The sequence below is a fragment of the Microbispora catharanthi genome (genome assembly GCF_006334915.2).
In the GTDB taxonomy this organism is placed as follows: domain Bacteria; phylum Actinomycetota; class Actinomycetes; order Streptosporangiales; family Streptosporangiaceae; genus Microbispora; species Microbispora catharanthi.
In genome coordinates this window covers 186295-208503 of sequence record NZ_VDMA02000011.1, presented here as the reverse complement: position 1 = coordinate 208503, position 22209 = coordinate 186295, and the positions used below count along the sequence as shown (strand labels likewise).

Annotated in this window: 15 protein-coding genes; 6 read left to right on the top strand and 9 right to left on the bottom strand. The window is 72.6% G+C overall.

Features of this window, described 5'->3' with window-relative positions; genetic code table 11:
• Nucleotides 1–92: 92 nt before the first annotated feature.
• Together FH610_RS21830 and FH610_RS21825 are read left to right on the top strand one after the other, a co-directional pair.
• The gene (locus FH610_RS21830; RefSeq protein ID WP_139576370.1) at nucleotides 93–284 is read left to right on the top strand and encodes a hypothetical protein; all 192 of its coding nucleotides are present in this window, start codon (nucleotides 93–95) and stop codon (nucleotides 282–284) included.
• A gap of 225 nt (nucleotides 285–509) precedes the next feature.
• A complete protein-coding gene (locus FH610_RS21825; protein WP_139576448.1) occupies nucleotides 510–2012 on the top strand; it encodes a hypothetical protein in 1503 nt (500 codons plus the stop codon).
• A gap of 91 nt (nucleotides 2013–2103) precedes the next feature.
• On the opposite strand, the gene FH610_RS21820 is transcribed toward FH610_RS21825, so the two are convergent.
• The 3 genes from FH610_RS21820 to FH610_RS21810 all read right to left on the bottom strand — a co-directional run bounded on the left by FH610_RS21820 (nucleotide 2104) and on the right by FH610_RS21810 (nucleotide 8267).
• Nucleotides 2104–3807 (bottom strand): ABC transporter family substrate-binding protein, encoded by a 1704-nt coding sequence (locus FH610_RS21820; RefSeq protein WP_139576369.1) that lies wholly within the window; start codon nucleotides 3805–3807, stop codon nucleotides 2104–2106.
• A gap of 100 nt (nucleotides 3808–3907) precedes the next feature.
• On the bottom strand, nucleotides 3908–6256 hold the full coding sequence (locus FH610_RS21815) for an AAA family ATPase (protein WP_139576368.1): 2349 nt from the start codon (nucleotides 6254–6256) through the stop codon (nucleotides 3908–3910).
• A gap of 124 nt (nucleotides 6257–6380) precedes the next feature.
• The gene (locus tag FH610_RS21810) at nucleotides 6381–8267 is read right to left on the bottom strand and encodes a CHAT domain-containing protein (protein WP_240809112.1); all 1887 of its coding nucleotides are present in this window, start codon (nucleotides 8265–8267) and stop codon (nucleotides 6381–6383) included.
• A gap of 222 nt (nucleotides 8268–8489) precedes the next feature.
• On the opposite strand from FH610_RS21810, the gene FH610_RS21805 reads away from it, so the two are divergent.
• Nucleotides 8490–10079, top strand: coding sequence for an MFS transporter (locus FH610_RS21805; protein WP_139576367.1), 1590 nt, complete (start codon nucleotides 8490–8492; stop codon nucleotides 10077–10079).
• 75 nt (nucleotides 10080–10154) lie between these two features.
• The gene (locus FH610_RS21800; RefSeq protein ID WP_139576366.1) at nucleotides 10155–10919 is read left to right on the top strand and encodes a DoxX family protein; all 765 of its coding nucleotides are present in this window, start codon (nucleotides 10155–10157) and stop codon (nucleotides 10917–10919) included.
• 68 nt (nucleotides 10920–10987) lie between these two features.
• Here the strand turns inward: FH610_RS21800 and FH610_RS21795 are convergent, their stop codons facing one another.
• On the bottom strand, nucleotides 10988–11926 hold the full coding sequence (locus FH610_RS21795) for a DMT family transporter (protein ID WP_139576365.1): 939 nt from the start codon (nucleotides 11924–11926) through the stop codon (nucleotides 10988–10990).
• Between the two features lie 83 nt (nucleotides 11927–12009).
• Nucleotides 12010–13392: a sensor histidine kinase gene (locus tag FH610_RS21790; protein ID WP_276607698.1), complete on the bottom strand. Its 1383-nt coding sequence runs from the start codon at nucleotides 13390–13392 to the stop codon at nucleotides 12010–12012.
• Nucleotides 13393–13581: 189 nt separating this feature from the next.
• Here FH610_RS21790 and FH610_RS21785 point away from each other — a divergent pair, with 189 nt between their 5' ends.
• Both FH610_RS21785 and FH610_RS21780 read left to right on the top strand, forming a co-directional pair.
• On the top strand, nucleotides 13582–14616 hold the full coding sequence (locus tag FH610_RS21785) for an isopenicillin N synthase family dioxygenase (RefSeq protein WP_139576364.1): 1035 nt from the start codon (nucleotides 13582–13584) through the stop codon (nucleotides 14614–14616).
• A 34-nt stretch (nucleotides 14617–14650) separates the two neighbouring features.
• Nucleotides 14651–15781 carry a low temperature requirement protein A gene (locus tag FH610_RS21780; RefSeq protein ID WP_139576363.1) on the top strand — a complete coding sequence of 377 codons (1131 nt, stop codon included), beginning with the start codon at nucleotides 14651–14653 and terminating at the stop codon, nucleotides 15779–15781.
• A 13-nt stretch (nucleotides 15782–15794) separates the two neighbouring features.
• Here the strand turns inward: FH610_RS21780 and FH610_RS21775 are convergent, their stop codons facing one another.
• The 4 genes from FH610_RS21775 to FH610_RS21760 all read right to left on the bottom strand — a co-directional run bounded on the left by FH610_RS21775 (nucleotide 15795) and on the right by FH610_RS21760 (nucleotide 22174).
• Entirely contained in the window at nucleotides 15795–17078 is a 1284-nt protein-coding gene (locus FH610_RS21775) for a GH1 family beta-glucosidase (RefSeq protein ID WP_139576362.1), read from the bottom strand.
• Complete coding sequence (locus FH610_RS21770; protein ID WP_139576445.1) at nucleotides 17075–18082, bottom strand: LacI family DNA-binding transcriptional regulator; 1008 nt, start codon at nucleotides 18080–18082, stop codon at nucleotides 17075–17077. Before FH610_RS21770 ends, FH610_RS21775 begins: the two co-directional genes overlap by 4 nt.
• Nucleotides 18073–20913: a glycoside hydrolase family 3 protein gene (locus FH610_RS21765; protein ID WP_139576361.1), complete on the bottom strand. Its 2841-nt coding sequence runs from the start codon at nucleotides 20911–20913 to the stop codon at nucleotides 18073–18075. The genes FH610_RS21770 and FH610_RS21765 overlap by 10 nt, the downstream gene beginning before the upstream one ends.
• A gap of 343 nt (nucleotides 20914–21256) precedes the next feature.
• On the bottom strand, nucleotides 21257–22174 hold the full coding sequence (locus FH610_RS21760) for a TolB family protein (RefSeq protein WP_139576360.1): 918 nt from the start codon (nucleotides 22172–22174) through the stop codon (nucleotides 21257–21259).
• Between the last annotated feature and the right edge of the window lie 35 nt (nucleotides 22175–22209).

The following is a 22209-nucleotide window of genomic DNA, read 5'->3' as shown; positions in this document are numbered from 1 at the left end:
AGGTCCCCATTCAGCGAGGAATGCAGTCCATGCCCATACTCGCAACACGAATCAGTGGCGGCCCATCACCGGAGCCGGGTCTTCGTGAACCGGTGGAACTCGTGACCCACCGGCTGGCCGCGGAATTCCTGACCGTCCCCCTGTCCTCAGTCGCCCGCTGCGTCGCCGACGCCTGGGCCTGCGGCGAGCATCTGGGGCTCGACGTCACTCCGGAGATCGTCGAGCGGGTCGCCCGGGAGCGCCTCCTGGGTATGGTGAACTCGGCGCCGCCTTCCCGGAGGTGAGGCGCCGTACGGCGGTCGCGCGGCGGTCGCCCCGGCCCGTACCCGTACGGCGGGGAGGGCTGGAGCGGCAGATAACGGGGAAGTCACCGGGCCGTGTTCCTGATGCCCTTCGCGGCGGGAATGCGAGAAGGTGGTCACCGTGAGCGAGCGGAGCGAGATCTCGTGAGTCGCCGGCGCCGACGTGACCCCCGGGAGACCCGGCCGCCGGACGACGTGTTCGCGGAGATGCTGCTGGCGGCCAGGGAGCTGCTCGCCGTCCGCAGCCCGCTCGACGCCGAGCTCATGGTCTCCGACATGCTCGGCGCGTGGTGGGGCAGGCGGCTGCGCGGCGGCGACGTCGAGCAGATCCTCGGCGAGGGCCTGGTGGACTACGCGGCCAAGGCCGGCACGCCGGCCGCGCTCACCCTGCTCATCTCCGTCGCCTACCTCGGCACCGCCCGCCAGGCGGCCAAGGCGGAGGGCGCGGCGCTCGCGCTGATGGAGTCGGACGTCGCCCGGCCCCGCTGGGCGGACCGCGTCGGCGCCGTCAAGCCGACCGGCTGCTACGTCTCCAGGGACGTGTACGGCGACCAGGACACCGTGGTGTGCACGTTCGCCTACAACGGCGAGGACAGGCACGCGCTGGTCGTGGTCGTCGACTACAACATGGGCGGCATGGCCCGCGACGCCTGGGTGTCGTCGCAGGTCGACAAGCTGCTGGAGCAGGCCAGGCTGGAGGCCGCGGGCAACGCGCTGCTGCGGTTCGAGGAACTGGAGCCGCAGCAGGCGCGAGCGCTGCTCGAATTCGCGATGAAGGCGGCCCGGGCCGCCGCGCACGGCCGTACGGGCCCGAAGCCGGTGAGCGACAGCTACAGCGCCTACCACGCGTTCGCGCGGGCGCGCGTCAAGGCGCTGCCGCCCGGGCGGATGCGGCCCGCTCCCGCGCACACCGAGGCCCCCTACAGCCGCGACCGCCGCGCGATGCTGGCGGCCGAGTTCCTCGCCTCGGACGCGGCGGAGAACCTGTCGGACCCCTCGGCCGCGTCCCGGTGCGCCGACCACATCATCGACTACGGCTGCGACCAGGACTTCGGCCGGCCGATGCGGGTGAGCCCGACCAAGTGCGAGACGTTCCTGCTCGACTGGCTGCCGCGCAAGGTCCTGCTCACCCCGGCGGAGCAGGACGCGATGCCGCACGTGCTGTCGGCGTGGGTGCGTTTCGCCGGCCCCCGGATCGGGCTGCCCGACGAGGGGGTGCGGGCGACGCTCGACGCGGTCTGGGAGGCGACGGCCCGCTTCACCGAGGCGTACCGGGACCCGACCACCTTCGGACTGGACCGCTCTCTCGTGGAACGGCTGCTGCCCGACGGCGACCTGTCCGCGCTGGCCCGGCGCGCGTTCGCGTTCCCCCTGCTGCAGGGCATGCGCGGCTCGACCAACCTCGACCTGCTGAACCCGGCGGACGAGGCCGACCGGCGGATCCTGCTGGAGATCGACCACGCCGACGAGCTCGGCCGTACGGACCTGGAGGAGCACCTCGCCTGGCACGAGGAGATCGCGAGCCGGTTGTGGGTCGGCGACCCGCCGCAGCTGTGGGAGGCCGCCCAGCGCCTGATCGACCTGGGGCACGACCGGCACGACGTGCTGCACGTCCTCATCGAGATCGCCGAGCGGATCGGCGACCATCCGGACGAGCTGGCCGCCGCACTGGACGACATCGCCGACATCCCGGACGAACCTCCCACCTGACGCCGGGAACTCCTCCCCTGCGGCAGGATGGGCACGGCGGCGCCGCCGATCATCCGCCGCATCCGCGCGGCGGCGGCCCGCCGGCGGCCGTTCAGGAGGCGTAGCCGATGTCCTCATACCTGAGGTCGAAGAACCCGTTGGCCCCGATGTTGGTCAGCGCGGACCGCACGGCCACGCCCTGCGGGCACTGGTAGAGCGGCAGCACGTTGACCTTCTTCCACACCAGCCGGTCGGCCTCGTTCAGCAGGCCGGGCACCTTGTCGGGGTCGAGCGTGCTGCCGGCGCGGTACATGGCCTCGTCGATCTGCTTGCTCCCGCTGCGCCCGAGGTTGGAGTACCACTCGATGTCGTCGCCCCGGCCGCCGCTCTCGCCGTCCGCATAGATGTCGAAGGCGCTCGACACCGGGAACGGCGTGCTCGGATAGGCGAAGGCGGTGATGTCGAAGTCGCCGGGGATGAGGTGCTTGCCGAAGAAGTCGTCGAAGGACACCTTGCGCACGTCGACCCGGATGCCCACGCGTTCGAGCATCTGCCGGGCGACGTCGGCCTCGACGCCGCTCATGACGATGCCGTCGGGGACGACGAAGCGCAGCGTGAGCGGTTTGCCGTTCTTCACGCGGGTCTTGCCCGACAGCTTCCAGCCCGCCTGGTCGAGCAGCCGCCCGGCGCGCTTCGGGTCGTACCCGCCGAGCTCCCCGGCGTTGGCGTGGTAGCCGTACTGGCTGTTCATGAGGAAGTGGTTGTCCAGCGTCACGGTCGGCCAGCCGAGGCCCTTGAGGTCCACCTGCATGAGACCGCGGCGGTCGAGCGCCGCGGCGACGGCCTCGCGCACCCGCGCGTCGGCCAGGACCGGGCTCCCCCCGTTGAGAGTGAGCTGCCGATACTGGGTGCCCGCGGCCTGCCGGACCACTGCGTCCCAGGCCTCCCTGACCCTCGCGTAGTCGTCGGGGGACGGGCCCACCTCGAAGACGTCCACATCTCCCTTGGTGAACGCGTGGACCATCTGGTCGGGACGCACGGTCCGGAACACGATGCTGTCCAGCTTGGCCCGGTTGCCCCACCAGGCGGGGTTGCGAGTGAGCGTGACCGTCTTGCCCTTGACGTCGAGGCGCTCCACGCGGAACGGCCCAGCGGTCACCGGGATGCGGTTGATCCAGTCGGCGTTGAACGCCGCCGCGGTCGCGTCGGTGGTGCTGGGATAGAGCGGCGTGAACAGGGACTGCCACTCGTTGAACGGCTGGGCGAGGGTGACCACCACCTCGCGGTCGCTCGCCCCTCTGGCCACGCTCTGGATGTTCTCGTACGCGATGGTCGAGTCGACCCGGTAGTCCCGGTCGCGGCCGCTCATGGCCTTCCACTGCGCGGCGAAGTCCGTCCAGGTGATCGGCCTGCCGTCCGACCACTTCGCCTTGGGGTTGATGGAGTAGGTGATGACCTGCCGGGGGGAGGTCGCGGTGATCCTGGCGTTGGTCACGTAGTCGGTGTCGAGGGTCAGCCGCCCCCGCTCGTCGGACCGGAACGTGCGGGGCATCAGCGCGTCCGTCACCGCCTTGACGGCGGTGCTGTCGCCGTCGACGTGGTTGCGGTTCCACTGTGCCGGGAAGTCGGTGAGCCCCCACCGGAGCGTGCCGCCGTCCTTGACCTTGTCGCGGGCCAGCGGGTTGATGTCGTACGCCTTGACCGGGGAGGGGGCGAGCCCGCTGTCCGGTTCACCCGGCCCCCGCTGCACGCCGCAGGCACCGGCGGCCCACAGAGCGGCCAGTGTGGCCAGGGCAACCGGCCATCGTGCTCTCACGTGCTTCTCCGATCCTCCAGCTACCATGCGCAGTCGATTAGTAGCAGGAAGTGACGGCCTGCGGCCATCGGGACACGCGTCCGGGGGGTTTCCTACGACATCAGGACAACTCGTCTACCGCGCTGCGGACGTCCTCGCTGATGATCGTCGTCAGCTCGGCGGCGTTCGCCGACCCCTGCTCGGCGAGCCGGACGTCGCGCCGCAGCGCGGCCCGCTCGTACAGCGACCGCGCGAAGCGGCCGTTGCCCAGCCCGTCGATGAGCCTCTCCCGGCAGACCCAGTCGAAGACGTCGGCGAGATCGCGGGCGGCGGAGGCGTCGAACCTGTCGCCGCTCCCGGCGGCCAGCAGCTGCGCGATCTCGGTCAGCTCCGACGGCCTGTAGGAGGGGAACGACACGCGCTGGTTGAACCGGGAGGCCAGGCCGGGGTTGGTCGCCAGGAATGCGTCCATCTCACGCTCGTAGCCGGCCAGGATGATGACCACGCGGTCGCGGTCGTCCTCGGCGCGCTTCAGCAGGGTCTGCACCGCCTCGGCCCCGAAGGCGTCGCCCCCCGAGTAGCCGGTGTTGACCAGGCCGTAGGCCTCGTCGATGAACAGCACCCCGCCGAGCGCCCGGTCGACCAGCTCGTTCGTCTTGATCGCAGTGGCGCCGAGGTGCTGGCCGACCAGGTCGGCCCGTGACGCCTCGACCACGTCGGGCCGGGCCAGCAGGCCCAGCGCGGAGAAGATCCGGCCGAGGATGCGCGCGACGGTCGTCTTGCCGGTGCCCGGAGGGCCGACGAACACGAAGTGCCGCATCTGCGACTGGACCGGCAGGCCCTGCTCCTGGCGCATCCTGGCCACCTTGAGCTGGGCGGTGATCGCGTGGACCTGTCGCTTGACCGGTTCGAGGCCGGCCATCCTGTCGAGGTCCGCGAGCGCCTCGTCCAGGGTCGGCGTGACCTGGTAGCCGCGATATCGAGCGGTGATCTCGTTGAACGCCTTGGTCACGTCGTCGGCGGTGATGGTGACCAGGTCCTCGCCGCGCGGCGCCCCGCCCGCGCTCACCACGCGGACGTCGCGGGCCTGCGCCGCGGCCTCGGCGAGGCTGCGGGCGAAGCGGGCGTTGCCGAGGTCGTCGACGAGCCCGCGGCGCTCCACGTCCTCGAACAGCCGGCGCAGCACGGGACGGGCCTCGGGGGCGAGCAGGTCTCCCCGGCGCTGCTGCAGCGCCTCGGTGATCTCCAGCAGTTCCGCGGGGCTGTAGCTGGGGAAGCGCACCCGGGTGGCGAAGCGGCTCGACAGCCCCGGGTTGGACGCCAGGAAGTCGTTCGTCTCCCGCTCGTAGCCGGCCAGGATGACGATGAGCCGGTCACGGTCGTCCTCGGCCCGCTTGAGCAGCGTCTGCACGGCCTCCGCGCCGAACCGGTCGGGCTGGCCGTCGCCCGAGTTGATGAGGCTGTACGCCTCGTCCACGAACAGGACGCCGCCGAGCGCGCGGTCGATCAGCTCGTTGGTCTTGATCGCCGTGGCCCCCAGGTACTCCCCCACGAGGTCGGCCCGCTGCGCCTCGACCACGAACGGCGTCTCCAGCAGCCCGAACGCGTAGAAGATCTTGGCGAGCGACCTGGCGACGCTGGTCTTGCCGGTTCCGGGAGGGCCGACGAACACGAAGTGGCGCATCGGCCGCTCGTTGGCGTAGCCCGCCTCCCTGCGCAGCCGGGCCGCCTCGATCGACGCGGCGATGGCGCGCACCTGTTCCTTGACCGGTTCGAGCCCGATCATGGACTCCAGCTCCGCGAGCGCCTGCTCGACCGTGATGGGCGGCGGAGCACCGGCCTCGGCTGCGGCGGGCTGGTGGCCGCCCGCCCTGGCGCGCACCTGCACCTGGGTCTCCGCGCCCGCCGCCTCCCGCTCCGCCTCCGCGCGCACCTTCCGGGCCAGCACCAGGCGGAAGAGGAGCAGCGCGGCGGCGACGCCGTACGCGCCCCACAGGGCGGCGGACGGCGACAGCGGTGACAGCGACAGCGCGACGACCCCGGCGGGCGCGAGGGACATCAGCGTCGTCAGCCACGGCGGAACCCACCGGATCAGGTGGGCCGCGCCGCCGGTCAGCGCGCCCAGCAGCATCAGCAGGCCGGGCACGATCGACTGCCCGCCGAACACGCCCATGAACAGCGGCAGCAGCAGACCCCACCCGGCGAGCACGAGCACGGTCGCGGCGGCGCGCGGATAGCTGAGCGCCAGCGCGAGGAAGCACAGCGCCAGGAACGTGTAGATGAACGTGGGCGCCAGCGACCAGTTGAGCGCCGCGGCCACTCCCATGGTGGCGACGAGCAGCACCACGAACAGCGCGCGTCGCGCGAATGGCGGAAGTTGGAAATAGCGGAAACGCACCTGTTCGAACAGATCACGTGCCGCAGTCCGGCTTAAGAGGCTCGCCGCCCGTGCCCTGTCGGAGTCCCGCATCGACGCCTCCCCGCTTCGACCCCGGTTATACCGCACGTGCGAACGGAATGGGTGGACCCATGCGGCGCGGTGGACGACGCACGTCGCCGGAACGGGTCGCCCGCCCGAGTTGCGCGGTTCGCGGCTACCGGGTGCGGGCCTGGTGGCGTCCGGGGTACTCGCGCATCAGAACCTGCCGCGGCGTGACCCGCAGCACGTCGTCGTCCGGCACGGCGACGCCCCGTACCTCTGCCCAGAATCGGGGATCTCCCACGAAGAGGACCACGCGCGGGTCGCGCCGCACCGCGTCCCACGCCTCGTCGCCGGCGATGAGGCGGAACTCGCCCGCCGGGGTCACCGAGGTCACGGCGCTCACCGCCAGCGCGCGCGGGCCGTCCGCCCCGGTGCAGGCGAGGACCACGTTCCTGGAGTAGGCCGCGGCGTGCCGCACCTCCTCGCTGAGACCGGCAGAGGGGGTCAGGTCGCCGGGGATCCACGTGCCGCACGACTCGGACGGCACGAGTGAGGCGCGCCACGGGCCCGGCCCGCCGCGCCACCAGGCCCGTGTGGCGCGCACCGCGAAGGCCGCCGCCCCGAGCGCCAGCGCGCCCCAGGCACAGCGCCACAGGGCCACGACGGCGGGGTCCGGCCCCGTGAGGGCCCGCGCCGCACCCGCGCAGGCGGCGCAGAGGGCCGCGACGGCCGGAGCGGCGAGCGCCGCGGCGAGCCACCGGTCGTGCGGCCGCGGCGCGCCCGTCGTCCGCACCCGCAGCAGCCCCGCCGGGACCGCCAGGCACGCGACGGCGGCGAGGGGCGCGCCGGCCGCGTTGGGCACCAGCATGAGCGCCGCGGCCGCCTGCCACGCGCGGGCCGCGACGATCCAGAACGCGACGGCGATGTCGCGCGTCGCCGCCCGGTCGGCCGCCGCGGTCCTGTCCCGATCGGCGGCGCCCGGGCCGGACGGCACGGGCAGCGCGGCGGCGAACCGCCTCAGCGCGGCGACCGGGCGCCCCCTCCACGTCTCGGCCAGGAGCCTGACGGCGAACGCCGCGGCGGGGTTCAGGAGCACCAGCCCGGTCGCGCCCGCCCAGACCCCGCCCACCTCTTGCAGCGAATCCGGCCTCGGCTCCGGCAGCGTGGCCAGCCCCGCCACGTACGCCGCCGGGGTGAGCAGCCCGAGCGCGACCGACATGCCGAGCCGCAGGTCGCGCCGGAGCATGCCGGGCACGTAGGCCCAGGCGCCCACGCGCGCGGCCTGCCGGACGCAGACCACGAGGACGGCCGCGAGCGCCAGCGCGCCGCCGATCCGCGCCTCCCCGTGCATGCCGGGGAGCTGCCGGTGCGTGCCGGCGAGAAGGCTCAGGCCGGGCAGCACGACGGCCGCGCAGATCCCGGCCGTCGCGACCGCGAGGATCACGCGCACCTGCCGCGACCAGGTCTCCAGGGCGCGCCGCGCCCGGCCGGTGTCGCGCGGGTCGGCCTCCCATGCGGGGTCGTGGTGATCGCGCGGCCGCTGCCAGCGCAGCAGCGTGAGGCCGAGGTTCACCCACGCCGCCGGGTGGTCCCGGCGCCTGCGCAGCGCCGCGCCGTACGCCCGGGCCGCCCCGTCGTGGTCTCCGCGCAGCAGCGCGAGGTCGCCGCACAGCACGTGCGGGTCGGGCTCGTCGGGGGCGAACCGGACGGCACGCCGGGCCTCCGCCCACGCCTCCCGCCACCGTCCGGGGATCCGCCGCAGCGCGCTCGCGAGCCGCAGCCGCGCCGCCCAGGAGCCGGGCGCGAGCCGTACGGCCTCCCGCGCCGCCGCGACCGCCTCGGTGTCGCGGCCGAGACGCTCCAGGGCCGCGCCGGCCAGGCGATGCCCCCATTCGTCCTGCGGATCGCGGCCGATCGCCTGGCGCGCCGCTTCCAGCGCCGCCTCCGGCTGGTCGTGCGACAGCCGGGCCACCGCGACGGCGCACCAGGCGCGGGAGTCGGCGCGGTCGAGCGGGGGCGGCACCGGGGACGTATCACATCCGTCGATATCGCTCCCCACGACCGCATGATCCGTTGGGTTCGGCCGCTTGCCTAGACGCGGGATATATACCTATGGCTCTCTAGAGAGGCGGATCGCTCCACTTGATCACCTGCGGTGATACGGATCCGGCGATTTGTTCCCGACATCACCGGAAGGGCTGAGAGATCCGCTTCTCATGGCCTAAGCTGCCACGCATGTTCCAGCGGGCCGGGATTTTGGGGCAGGAGCACTGAGCGGACTATGATCATGGTTTCGGTCGAGTCCGTCACCGTGCGTGCCGCAGGTGCCCTGCGGGAGCACCGCGCGAGCCGGTGGTCGGTGCTCGTGCTCCTGTGTTTCAGCCTGCTCCTCATCGCGGTCGACGCGACCGTGCTGCACATCGCCGTCCCGGCGCTCACCGCGGCCCTGGAGCCGTCGTCCGTGCAGCTCCTGTGGATCATCGACAGCTACTCGCTGGTCGTCGCGCCGCTGCTGGTGACGTTCGGCACGCTGGGCGACAGGTATGGCAGGCGGCCCTTCGTGCTGGGCGGCTACGTGGTGTTCGGCCTGGCCTCGCTGTCGGCCGCGTTCGCCGCGACCCCGCTCGCGCTCATCGTCTCGCGGGCCTTCCTCGGCGTGGGCGGCGCGATGATCATGCCGGCGACGCTCTCGATCATCCGGCAGGTGTTCACCGACCGGCGCGAGCGGGCGATCGCGCTCGGCGTGTGGAGCGCCGTCGCCGCCGCGGGAGCGGCCGTCGGGCCGCTGATCGGCGGGGTTCTCGTCGAGCACCTGTGGTGGGGCGCGGTCTTCCTCATCAACGTGCCGCTGTTGCTGGTCGCGTTGCCGCTCGCCGTACGGATCCTGCCGGCGTCGCCGCGGCGGGCCGACCATCCGTGGGACGCGCTGAGCGCGGCGCTGTCCACCCTGGGCATTCTGGCCGTCGCGTTCGGGCTGAAGGAGGCGGGGTCGGGGCACACTCTGGGCCGCGGGCTCTCGCTGGCCGTGCTCCTGGCCGGCGTCGCGCTGCTCGTCTGGTTCGTGCGGCGGCAGCGGCGGCTGCCGTTCCCCCTGCTCGACATCGGGCTGTTCGCCCAGCGCGGCTTCGCGACCGGCGTCGGCTGCGTGTTGCTGGCCATCTTCGCGCTGGTCGGGCTGGAGCTCATGCTGGCGCAGTATCTCCAGCTCGTGCTGGGGCTGTCTCCCCTGGAGGCCGCCGTGCGAATGCTGCCGCTCATGGTCGCGGCCATCGCGGGCGGCCTGGCCGCCGCGCACGTGCTGGGGCGCGTCGGGCTGCGCGCGACGGTCGGCGGCGGCCTCGCCCTGACCGCGCTGTCCCTCACCCCGGTGCTGACCTGGGGCACCGAGCAGCATCCGGTGATGCTGGCGGTCTGCTTCGTGGGAATCGGCTTCGGCATCGAGGTCGCCCTGCTGGCGGCGTCTGACACGATCATGGCCACCGTGCCGGAGTCGCGGGCCGGCGGCGCGGCCGCGATCGAGGAGACGGCCTACGAGCTGGGGGCGGGCCTCGGCATCGCCGTCCTCGGGACGATCACCACGATCGTGTACGCCCCCTCCCTCACGACCGTCCCGGGGATCCCGGCCAGGCTCATGGCGCAGGCGCGTGAGTCCCTGGCCGCGGCCGCGCACGTCGCCGACGAGACCGGCGCGACCGGAGCCGCGCTGCTGGACGCCGCCCGCGCGGCCTTCGTCACCGCCCTGCACTCCACCATCGTCGTGAGCGTGGCGCTGCTCGCGCTCACCGCGCTGGCCGTGGCCCTGCTGCTCCCCCGCCACGTTCCCACCCCCGCGAGCGCCGACGCCGAGGAGTCCGGCGGCGTACGGACCTGAGCCGGCCGCGCGCATGACGGCGGCGCAGGCGGGGAAGTGTCCGGGCAAGTCACCCCCCACCCAGAGTGAGAAGCCGTGAAGAGAACCCTGCACGACTTAGCCTCGCTGGCCGCCCGCATGGGCGTCGGCGGGATCTTCTTCGCCAACGGCTGGCAGAAGCTCGAAGCCGGCCTCAACGCCACCGCCGACCAGTTCACCGCGCTCCAGGCCCCGCTGCCCCACGTGTGGGCGCCGGTGACCATGCTGACCGAGCTGGTGGGCGGCGCGCTGCTGATCGCGGGCCTCGCCGTGCCGGTCGTCGGGCTGCTGCTGTTCGCCGAGGCCCTCGCGGTGTTCGTGGTCACGGCCGGGGACAGCGGCCTGCCGCTCACCGGAGGTGACATCGAACTGATCGTGGCCCTCGGGGCCGCCTCCGTGCTGCTGGCCGTCACCGGCGCGGGCCGGATCTCGGTCGACCACATGGTGGTCATCAAACGACGCGAGGCCGAGGCGGCCGGGGAGTTCGCGGCCGAGGCGGAGGCCGACGCGGTCATCGCGGCGCTGCGCCCGCCGCGGCCAGGCGACCCGAGCGCGGGCGAATCCCCGGCCAGGCCCGCCCCGCCCGGGCCTGCCCCCGGGGAGCGGCAGCCCACGCCCACCCCCTCTGATGATTCGCCCACGTCGCCCCCGGCCGATGGCGCGAGTGCGGGCTCCACCGCCGCCGGGACGGCCGCGGAGCGGCCCGGCGACGAGGCTCCGGCCACGACCACGGTACGCAAGGCCGCGCCCCGGCAGCGGCGTACGCGGCGGGAGGACGACACGACCACGGAGAGCCGGACCGAGGCGCCCCCGGCCCGCTGAGCCGGGAACCACGCCGTACGGGCCAGGCGTGCGAGCCAGGCGTGCGAGCCAGGCCACGCGGGTCGGGGTCAGGCCGCGGCGTCGGTCTCGGCGGGAACGGCGGGCGCCGGTGGAGCGGTACGCCCCGCGCGGCGCCGGGGGACCATCCCCTGGATCACGGCGATGCCCAGCAGCACCACCAGCGCTCCGGCGGGCTGGTTCCAGGTCAGGTGCTCGCCGAGGAAGACGACGCCGGAGGCGGCGGCGAACACCGGGATCAGGTAGGTCACGGCCGATCCGGTCGTCACCCCGACCTGCCGCTGGATCCCGTACAGCAGCAGGTAGGCGATGCCGGTGCCGAACGCGCCGAGCGCGACGATGCTGCCCCAGACCGTGAGCGGGGCGTCGAGCTCGACCAGGCTCACCCCGGCGAGCGGCGTGATCACCGCGAGTTCGGCCGTACCGGCGACCAGTTGCGCGGCCGCCAGCACGATTGGCTCCTCCCCGCGCGGGATGATGAACCTGCCCATGTACGCCCCGCCGACGCCGTAGCAGGCGGCCGCGCCGAAGCAGGCCAGGCTGCCGACGGCCTCGCCGCCGGAGATCGGCTGCCACACGCCCAGCACCACCATGACCCCGGCGAAGCCGAGGCCGAGCCCGGTCGCCCTGGTGGCCGTCGCCTTCTCGCTGCGCAGCAGCAGCGCGAACAGCAGCGTGCACAGCGGCGTCGTGGCGTTCCAGATCGCCGCGAGGACCGAGGAGACGTGCTGCTCGCCGTACCCGAAGAGGGTGAACGGCACCGTGGTCAGCACGATCGAGGCGACCGCGAAGTGGCCCCACAGGCGGGGGTCGCGGGGCAGCCGGCGGCCGGTCGCGAGCACGGCGACGAGCAGGGTCAGCGCGCCGACGGCCATCCGGCCGAAGGAGATCTGGAGTGGATGGAGGCTCCCGAGCGCCACCTTGATGAAGAAGAAGCTGTTTCCCCAGATGAGCGCCAACAGGATGAAAGACGGGAGCCACCGTCGCATACGCGCATTCCCTCCGATTTTGTGCCGGTAAGGAGCGTAGTGCGGCGTGGCACCTGAGCGGGAGCGGTTTTCCGACCCGGAGGTCAGGGCTCCTGGGAGAGCGGCAGGCGCAGGAGGAAGCGCGCGCCGCGCGGGCTGTCCATGATCGTCAGGGTACCGCCGTGACTCTCGGCGATCTGCCGGGCGATGGGCAGGCCCAGGCCCGCGCCCCCGATGTTCCTGCTGCGGGCCGTGTCGAGCCGGGTGAACCGCTGGAAGACGAGCTCACGCTGGTCACGCGCGATTCCCGCGCCGTCGTCGAGCACTTCGAGCACGGCCAGACCGGAACGGAACCGGGGGTCGCCGTCGGGCGGGTCCTCGCGCCGCACCTCCAGCCGTACGGTGGTCGCGGCGTGCCTCTCGGCGTTGTCGAGCAGGTTGGTGACCAGGCGGCCCAGCCGGATACGGTCCCCCCGGACGACCACACCGGGAGTCAGCTGCGAGACGACCCTCCTGACCGGGCGGCGGGTGTCCAGTTCCGCGGCCACGAGCCGGCCGAGGTCCAGCGGCTCGCGCTCGCAGGGCGCGCCCGCGTCGAGACGAGCCAGCGTCAGCAGGTCGGCGGCGATCGCCTGGAGCCGTTCGAGGCTCTTCAGCACGGCGGGCCCGATCTCCCGCAGGTCGGACTCCTGCGGGGCGAGCAGCGCGTCCTCCACCTGCGCGCGGATCGCGGTGATGGGGCTGCGCAGCTCGTGGGACGCGTCGGAGGTGAAGCGCCGTTGCTGTTCGAGCGTCTCCTCCAGCCGGTCCAGTGTGTAGTTGACACTCTGCGCGAGATCGTGGATCTCCCCCTTGGCCTCGGGGACCGGCACCCGCCGCCCGAGGTCCGACACGTTGATCTCGTCGAGCTCGGCCGTGATGGCCCGCACCGGCACGAGCGCCCGCTTCACGCTGCGCCGGGTGCCGTACGCGACGGCGGCCGTGACGAGCGCCGATCCCACGGCCAGACCGGCCACCAGGGCCGGCGGCGCATCGAACGCCTCGATCGGCGCGGCGCTGTAGACGGTCCAGTCTCCGTCGTCGCGGTAGACCTGCTGCGCGACCACGATGTGACACCGGTCGGCGCCGAAGACTCCGCCGCAGACCTCCCGCGTGGCCTTGCGGAGCGGCGCCTGAGGACGGAAGGTCGCCATGGCCGGCTTTCCGGCCATGGCCGGCGTCGCCGCACGCACCCTGCCCTGCGGGTCCACCACCTGGACGGGCCGGTCTCGTCCGCCGGGGGGCAGCACGTTCCCCGCCTGTCCGTGGTCCACGAGGTAGGCGACCCTGCCGCCGTCCGCCGTCGCCTCCCGCAGGAGGTTCTCCCGGGCCGCCGCGTGCAGCGACCACACCAGGACGACCGAGAACGCGGCGCACAGCAGGGCGACCACCGTGCCGGTGAACAGCGCGATGCGACTCCTGACCGACCAACGATCCCCGAAACCCACGTGATCGCCTACTTACGACGTGGTCCTAACCGTGCGTAAGAAATCTACTCTTCAGGGCGTTATTAACCGGTAACGGGACAAGCTGGACGAGATGGTCCTGTCGGGCCGAAATACCGACACGCGCAACACGACCGGCAAGCAGGTAAAGGAGCCTTCCGGAAGGCCCTCCCGGATGGTGGGATATGGGGTATGAACGCCGCCGGACCACTGCCGGTTATCGACGTGGCCGCCCTCACCGGCCCCGGGACCGGCCCCGGAGCAGGCCCCGGAGCAGGCCACGTGCGCGCCGAGGTCGCGCGCCGGATCAAGGCCGCCTGCCTGGACAGCGGTTTCTTCTACATCAGCGGCCACGGGGTGCCCGAGGCTCTGATCGCGGAGCTGAGGGACGCCGCGGCGCGCTTCTTCCGGCTGCCCGAGGAGCACAAGTCGCGCATCTCCATGGACCGGAGCGGGCGGGCCTGGCGCGGATATTTCCCCGTGGGCGGCGAGCTCACCTCCGGCCGGCCCGACCTCAAGGAGGGCCTCTATTTCGGCGCCGAGTTCGGCCACGACGATCCCCGGCCGCTGCACGGGTGCAACCTCTTCCCCGAGGAGGTGCCCGAACTGCGCCGGGCCGTGCCGGCGTACATGGACGCCCTCACCCACGTGGGGCAGGCGGTCATGCGGGGCGTGGCGCTGAGCCTGGGGCTCGACGAGGACTACTTCGCCGCCGGCTACACGGCCACGCCCACGACCCTGTTCCGGATCTTCCACTATCCGCCCCCGCCGTACGCCGATCCGGACGAGTGGGGGGTCGGCGAGCACACCGACTACGGCCTGCTGACGCTGCTGCTCCAGGACGACAATCCCGGCCTCCAGGTGCACACCGCCCGCGGCTGGATCGAGGCGCCGCCCATCCCGGGCACGCTGGTCTGCAACATCGGCGACATGCTCGACAAGCTGACCGGCGGCCTGTATCGGTCGACCCCGCACCGCGTGCGCAACGCCACGGGCCGCGGCAGGCTGTCCTTCCCCTTCTTCTTCGACCCCGGCTGGGACTGCGAGGTGCCGCCGCTGCCCTCCCTGCCCGCCCGCGAGGGGGGCCGCGCCCGCTGGGACGGCCTGGACCTGAGGGCCTTCACCGGAACGTACGGCGACTATCTGACCGCGAAGGTCGCCAAGGTGTTCCCGGGACTCGGCGACCGGGTGCTGCCGCCGACGTCCGGAGCACGTGAAAACGTGTAATCAAGAAAGCATCGCAACCGGCACAATATTCGCCATGCATCTCCCCCGCTGGTTCGCCGAGCGCGTCGAACCGACCGCTCCGGACGCCGAGTTGCGCGTCTCCACGATCGAGCTCTTCTTCGACCTCGTCTTCGTCTTCACGATCACGCAGCTCACGTCGCTGCTGGTGGGCGATTTCACCCGCCAGGACGGGGACGGGTTCACCGGCCAGGGCACCGTGCAGGCGATTCTGATCTTCGGTCTGCTCTGGTGGATGTACTCCGGCTACGCCTGGCTCACCAACACCGTGCCGCCGGAGCGCGCGGCCCGGCGGGTGCTGATCCTGTGCGGCATGGCCGGATTCCTGATCATGGCCCTGGCCATCCCGCGCACCTTCTCGGGCAGCGGCGTGGCGTTCGCCGTCGGCTACCTCGTCATCGTGCTCGTCCACAGCGGGCTCTACCTGCAGGCGACGGCCGCGATCGCGCGGGTCGTGCCGTTCAATCTGGCCGCGACCGCGCTCGTCTTCGCCGCCGCCTTCGCCGACCCGCCGTGGAACTACGCGCTGTGGACGGCGGCCCTCGTGCTGATCTGGATGAGCCCGATCTTCATCGGGCAGAAGGGCTTCCCTCTGCACCCGGCGCACATCGTCGAGCGGCACGGCCTGCTGGTGATCATCGTGTTGGGCGAGTCGATCGTGGCGATCGGCATCGGGGCGACCGACGGCCACCCGGGGGCGGCGTTGATCGTCGCGGCCCTGCTGGGCCTCGCCCTCACGGCGTCGCTGTGGTGGGTGTACTTCGGACGCGGCGAGAGCGGGCCCGAGCACGCGCTGATGCGGGCCGAGGTCGTCCAGCGGACGCGGCTCATCCTGGGCGCGTACTTCTACGCCCACATCCCGATCCTGCTCGGGGTCGTCGCGACGGCGGCCGGGATCAAGAAGGCCGTCGGCCACGACCATCTCGGCCTCGGCCCCGCCGTCGCGCTGGCCGGGGGAACCGCGCTGTTCCTGCTCGGCGACCTGTGGTTCCGCCGGGTGCTCGGGCTGGGACGGACCGCCGTGCGGGTCGCCGCGGCGCTGCTGGCCGCGGCGACCGTCCCGATCGGCCTGTGGTCGTCGGCCGCCCACCTCGGCGCGCTGGTCGTCCTGCTGGTCGTGATGATCTGCGTGGAAACCGTCCTGTAGGGGCGGGGCGGCCTCAGTCCGCCAGGCCGTTCCCGGCGATCACCTCGCGATACCAGCGGGCGCTGTCGCGCGGCGTGCGCTCCAGCGTGTCGTAGTCGACGCGGACGAGCCCGAACCGCTTGTGGTAGCCCCGGGCCCACTCGAAGTTGTCCATCAGCGACCACACGAAGTAGCCGCGCAGGTCGGCGCCCCGGTCCATGGCCGACCGGGCGGCGCGGAAGTGGGCGTCGAGATAGGAGATCCGGCCGGGGTCGGACACCCCGTCGGGAACGGCGGCCCCGTTCTCCGTGATCATCAAAGGCGTGCCGGGGTAGTCGCGCGCCAGCCGTACGAGCAGGTCCTCAAGACCGGCCGGGTTGATCTCCCAGTCCATCTCGGTGACCTCGCCGTGCGGGTCCTCCCAGGCGATGCCCTCGCTGCCGGGATACTCCGGATGGCCCTCGGACGAGGGGTCGGCGACGACCCGGTTGACCGTGTAGTAGTTGACCCCGAGCACGTCGATCGGCTGCGCGATCGTGGGCAGGTCGTCCAGGTTGACCTTGGTGAAACGTTCCAGGTGGGCGAGGACGTCCGCGGGGTACTCGCCGCGCAGCACCGGGTCGAGGAAGAGCCGGTTCGCCAGCCCGTCGATCAGGCGGGCCGGCTCGGGGTCGCCGAGGATCGGCGTCAGGTTCAGCGTCAGCGAGACGGACTCCGCGCCCCCCGCCCGCAGCGCCTGCACGGCCAGGCCGTGCCCGAGCATCAGGTGGTGGGCGGCGGCGAACGCGGCGGCCGGGTCGGTCACCCCGGGCGCGTGCCGGCCCGATCCGTGCCCGACGAACGCCGACACCCAGGGCTCGTTGAGCGTCGTCCAGACGCTGACGCGGTCGCCCAGGCGCCGGTGCACGGCGGCGGCGTAGTCGGCGAACCGGAAGGCCGTCTCACGGTTGGTCCAGCCGCCCGTGTCCTGCAGCGTCTGCGGGAGGTCCCAGTGGTAGAGCGTCGCGACGGGCGTGATGCCCTTGGCGAGCAGGGCGTCGACGAGCCGGTCGTAGAAGCTCAGGTCGGCGAGGCGCGGCCAGGCCACCGAGAACCGGTAGGCCTTCAGCCCCAGCCACGCCATGATCTCGACGTCGTCGAGATAGCGGTTGTAGTGGTCGCAGGCCACGTCGCCGGTGTGGCCGTCGGCGACCATGCCGGGGGTGTGGGAGAAGGTGTCCCAGATCGAGGGGACGCGGCCGTCGGTGTGGACCGCTCCCTCGATCTGGTACGACGCGGTCGCGGCCCCCCACAGGAAGCCGTCGGGAAATGAGATCATCGTGAACTTTCGCGAATCGTCAGCCGTGGTTCGAGGAGCGTCGACTCCGGGACGGCCTGGCCCTCCAGCTTGGCCATGAGCAGCCGGACCGCCTGCCTGCCGACGTCCTCGGCGGGAATGAGCACGGAGGTCAGCGCGGGGCTGGCCCGTTCGGCGATGTCGTCCGGGCAGATCGCCACCACCGAGACGTCCTCGGGCACCCGCCTGCCGAGGATCCGCAACGCCCCCAGCACGTGGCCGGCGGCCGCCTCGTTGTGCACGACGAGCCCGGACAGCCCCGGCCGCTCGTCGAGCAGCAGCTTCACGGCGGCGTGGACCTCGTCGAACGACTCCTCGCAGGGCCGCGCGTCGGCCTCGAGCCCGAGCCGCCGGGCCGCCTCGACGTAACCCGCCATCGTGCGCTCGGCGAACCCCGTGCCGCGCTCGTAGACCACGCGCGGCGCGCCCAGCAGCGCGATCTCGCGATGCCCGAGATCGGCCAGGTGGTCGGCGCACAGCGCCCCGGCGCGGGCGAAGTCGAGGTCGACGCAGGTCAGCCCTTCGGGATCGGCCGGGAAACCGATCAGCACGCTCGGCTCGGCGAGCTTGCGCAGCAGCGGCACCCGGGGGTCGTGGATCTCCACGTCCATCAGCAACAGCCCGTCGACCAGCGCGCTGGCCGCCACCCGGTGCAGCCCGTCCGCCCCCTCGTCGGCCGTCATGAGCAGCACGTCGTGGTCGTACTGGCGGGCCATGGTGACGACCGAGGTCGCGAACTGCATGAGGACCGGCAGGTTCATGCCGGCCCGCAGCGGCAGCACCAGCGCGATGACCTTCGCGCGCTTGCTCGCCAGGGCGCGGGCGCCGGCGTTGGGGTGGTAACCGAGGACCCGCACGCTGTCCAGGACCCGCTGCCGGGTGGTCGCCGATATCGCCCGCTTGCCGCTCAGCACGTACGAGACCGTGGAGACGGCGACCCCCGCGTGCTTGGCGACGTCGGCGATCGTCACGGTCCTCACGGGCAGAACCCCAACGCGCTCACCGTGACCCCCTCGCTCTCGTACACCACATAAAGATCGCGCACTCCGGCGGCTCCCGCCAGAGGAGTGCTCACCTCGACGAAATCGTGCCTGGTCGCCGTGGGCGGGACGCTGACCGCGCCCGCGACCTCGCCGGTCAGGGGGTCGTCGAGCCGCAGCGTGACCACCCCGCCCTCGTCGCTCGACACCGCCAGGACGCACGCCGACGGGCCCCCATCGGTGAGATCCCCGCCGAAATCCCCTCCGCCGAAATCACAGTCGCGGAGGGCGATCCACGACCCCGGTCCCGTGGAGCGGACCGCGTCGCCGGAGTCGAGAGCGGCGTCGCACAGCACCACACCGTCGTACTCGTCGTGATCGGCCGCGTCCAGTGGCCCCGAGGTCAGATCACGCGGCGGGATGCGCTCGCCCCGCACCCGGAACGGCGCGCACAGCCGGATGTCCCCCGCCGAGGCGCCCACCTGCGCCTTGTGCGCGGCCTCCTCGACCACGAACCTGCCGCGCGTCACATCCCAGAAGGCCAGGTCGCCGACCGGCACGTCCACCGACACCGTGCGGCTCTCGCCCGGCGCGAGCCGCACCTTGACGAAACCGCGCAACTGGCGCAGCGGCTGCTTGACGCGGGAGCGCCGCTGGTGGGTGTAGAACTGCACGACCTCCTCCCCCTCGCGCTCACCGGCGTTCGTCACGGTCACCCGGACGGTCAGCGTGTCGTCCTCGGCGAGGTCGGCCGACGACAGCTCCAGATCGGAGTAGGCGAAGCGGGTGTAGCTCAGGCCGTGCCCGAACGGGTAGAGCGGCCGGCCGCGGTAGTAGAGGTAGGTGGCGTCGGAGGCGATGATGTCGTAGTCGAGCAGGTCGGGCAGCTCGGCGGCCGAGCGGTACCACGTCTGGGTGAGGCGGCCGCCCGGGTCGTCGTCGCCGAGCAGCACGCCGGCGAGCGCGTGGCCGTACTCCTGGCCGCCGTGGGCCGACCAGACGATCGCGGGCAGGTGCTCCTGCGCCCAGGTCACCGCGAACGGGTAGCCGCTGGAGACCACGAGCACGGTGGCCGGGTTGGCCGCGTGGACGGCCTTCAGCAGGGCCTCCTGCCGCTCGGGCAGCGCCAGCGTCGTGCGGTCCTCGGTCTCGCGGCCGTTCACGAGCGGGTGGTCGCCGAGCACGACGATCGCGACGTCCGCGCGGGCCGCCGCCTCCGCGGCGCGGGTCGCGCCGCTCTCGACCGGCTCCACGGACAGCACGGACGCGGCGTCGGGGTCGTCGGTCGTGCGCACGACGCCGTCGGCCACGGTGACGTAGCGGCCGGAGGAGATGTTGCGCAGCACCACGCCCCTCGGCCGCTCCTCGATCCGGAAGGTCTGGCGCACCTCCCAGCCGTTCGGTCCGGGCTGGTCGTTGGCCAGCACGCCGTCCTCGCCCGCCGACACGTGCCGCCCGTTCGCGCAGGACCGGAACGCGAACGCGCCGCCGCCCCAGTCGAACACGTCGAAGCAGGAGCGTTCGCTCCCCACGTACAGCGGACCGCCGGCGGGGTCGGCGGACGCGCCGACGTACCCGCCCTCGGTGCGCAGCGCCACCCGGTCGGCGCCCTCGCAGTAGACGGTCTCGCACCGCTCGGCGAGCCCCGCCAGGGCCGTGACCTGGTAGGGCAGCGTGCCGCTGTACCAGTCCTCGAACAACGCGTCGGCCAGCGGGCCGATCACCGCGACCGTGCGCGGGGCGGCCAGCGGAAGCAGGCCGTCGTTCTTCAGCAGAGTGATCGACTGGCGGGCCGCCTCCCGCGCGAGCCGCTGGTGCTCGGGGCTGTTGACGACGTCGTGGGTGATGTCGTCGTACGGCGTGGCGGGGTCGAACTCGCCGAGCCGCACCCGGATCGACAGCGCGTGCCGGGCGGCGGCGTCGATGTCGGCCTCGGTCAGCAGACCGCGGTCGAGCGCGGTCCTGACGTGGCCCAGGGTGGCGGCGGTGTCCGCGTCGTCCTGTGTGAAGCTGTCCAGTCCGGCCTTGATCGCGTGCGCGTACGCCTCGGGCAGGTCCTTGTGGTAGCCCTGCAGCCCGGCGAGGTTTCCCGGCGCGTACGCGTCGCTCACTACGAGGATGTCGTCGGGCGCCCACGTGCGCAGGTGGCTGCCGATCAGCGGCGACAGGTGGGCCGGACGGCCGTTGACGAGGTTGTACGACGGCATGACGGCCACCGCGGCCCCCGACTCGACGGCCGGCCGGAACGCCTTGAGCTCGTATTCGTGCAGCACCCGCGGCGGCAGGCCGCTGGAGGTCACGCACCGGTCGGTCTCGTTGTTGTAGCCGAGGAAGTGCTTCAGCGTGGGCGCCGTCTTCAGCACGGCGTGGCCGCCGCGCAGGCCGCGGGCGTAGGCCGTGCCCATCACCCCGGTCAGCCAGGGGTCCTCGGAGTAGCCCTCCTCGTTGCGGCCCCAGCGCGGGTCGCGCAGCGGGTTGACCACCGGCGCCCAGACGTTGCGGCCCACGCTCTGCGGATCCTTGTGGTGGAAGGCCATGACCTCGTCGCCTGTCGCCTCCCCCACCTGGCGGACCAGGTCGGGGTTCCAGGTGCTGGCCAGGCCGACGGCCTGGGGGAACACGGTGGCGGGGCCGTGCCAGGCCAGGCCGTGCAGGGCCTCGGTGCCGGTGCGGAAGACCCGCAGGCCGAGCCGTTCCACCGGCGCCTGATACTGGTGCAGCAGGCCGATCTTCTCGTCGAGTGTGAGCCTGCCGAGCAGGTCGTCCACCCGTTCGGCGGGAGACAGCGCGGGGTTCCGGAATGCCGGGTCCTGGTCGTGTCTCGCCGGTTCGTTCATCTGGAGACTCACCCTTCGCGTCGAAGCGCTTCGATGACCTGCCGAAAAAGACGCCCATGAGGGCGTCGCGAGGATCCGCGTGTTCGGTTGGAGAAGCGCCGCCGTCGAAGCGCTTCGAAAGGGTTACCGCAAGTTTCTGGCGTGTAAATCCGGGCTTATCCGGAAGAGTGCCCTCATCCTCGGCTCAGGTCAAGACCCTCGCCGGTTTCACCTCGATGTCACATCGAGGCCCACGCCGGCCGCACGCCGGCCGTACGCGAAGGCGGGCGCGGGGCCGGGAGTCCCGGCCGGTCCGCGCCCGCCCTTCCGGCCGCTACCGTCGGCCGATGCCAGGAGCCTCCGGTCAGCCGACGATCTGCAGCAGCGCCTGCTGCCTGGCCGCGGCGGGCTCGGTCAGGCGCTGCACCTGCCCGCCGTTCTTGTCGAGCACGACCAGGGTGTTGGCGGTGCGTCCGGCGACCCGGACGACCAGGCGGCCGTCCCGCAGGTAGAAGGCGCCGATGAGCGAGCCCTTCACCGGGATGGCGACCTTCTTGCCGGTGGCGACGTCGACCACGGCCGGGCGGAAGCCCCCCGGCCAGGAGCCGTCGCCCCCCGGCGCGTTCCTCGACAGCGGCGCCACGACGACCTTCGTGCCGTCGGGCGACAGGCTCTGCACGTGGTTGGCCAGGCCGACGCCCTTGACCTTGATCGCCTTGCCGGTGCTCACGTCGAGGCGGTACACGCCCTCGGTCGTCCCGGCGTACCCGGCGAGGTAGCGGCCGTCGGCCGACCAGGCCAGGTGGCAGACCCCGAGGGTCGTGCCCGCCTTCCTGCGGCCCTTCCCGTCCGCGCCGACGACCGAGACGGACCCGGCGTCGGAGTCGCCCTTCGCCACGTACGCGACCTGCCTGGAGTCGGGCGACCAGATCGGGGTGAGGCACGGCGCTCCCGCCCCGGCGCCCTTGGCCGCGGTCGTGACCGTGCGGCCGTCCCCGACCCGCACGTACCCGGCGCCGGTGATCCAGGCGAGCTTCCTGCCGTCCGGGGACGCGGAGAACTGGCCCGTCATCGGCATGGCGCCCAGCTTGGTGAAGCCCTTGCCGGGCTCGTAACGGCTGACCGGGTAGCCCTTGCCGTACGACAGGTAGACGGCGACCCCGGTGAGGGGCTTCGGCGCGGCGGAGGCCCCGGCCGGAGCGGCGGCGGCCGCGGGGGCGGCCAATGCGGCCGTGAGCGCGGCGGACAGCGCGGCGGCGGACAGCAGGCGAGTGTTCATCATGTTCCAATTCGTCGACAGTGCGTTGTTCGACGCCT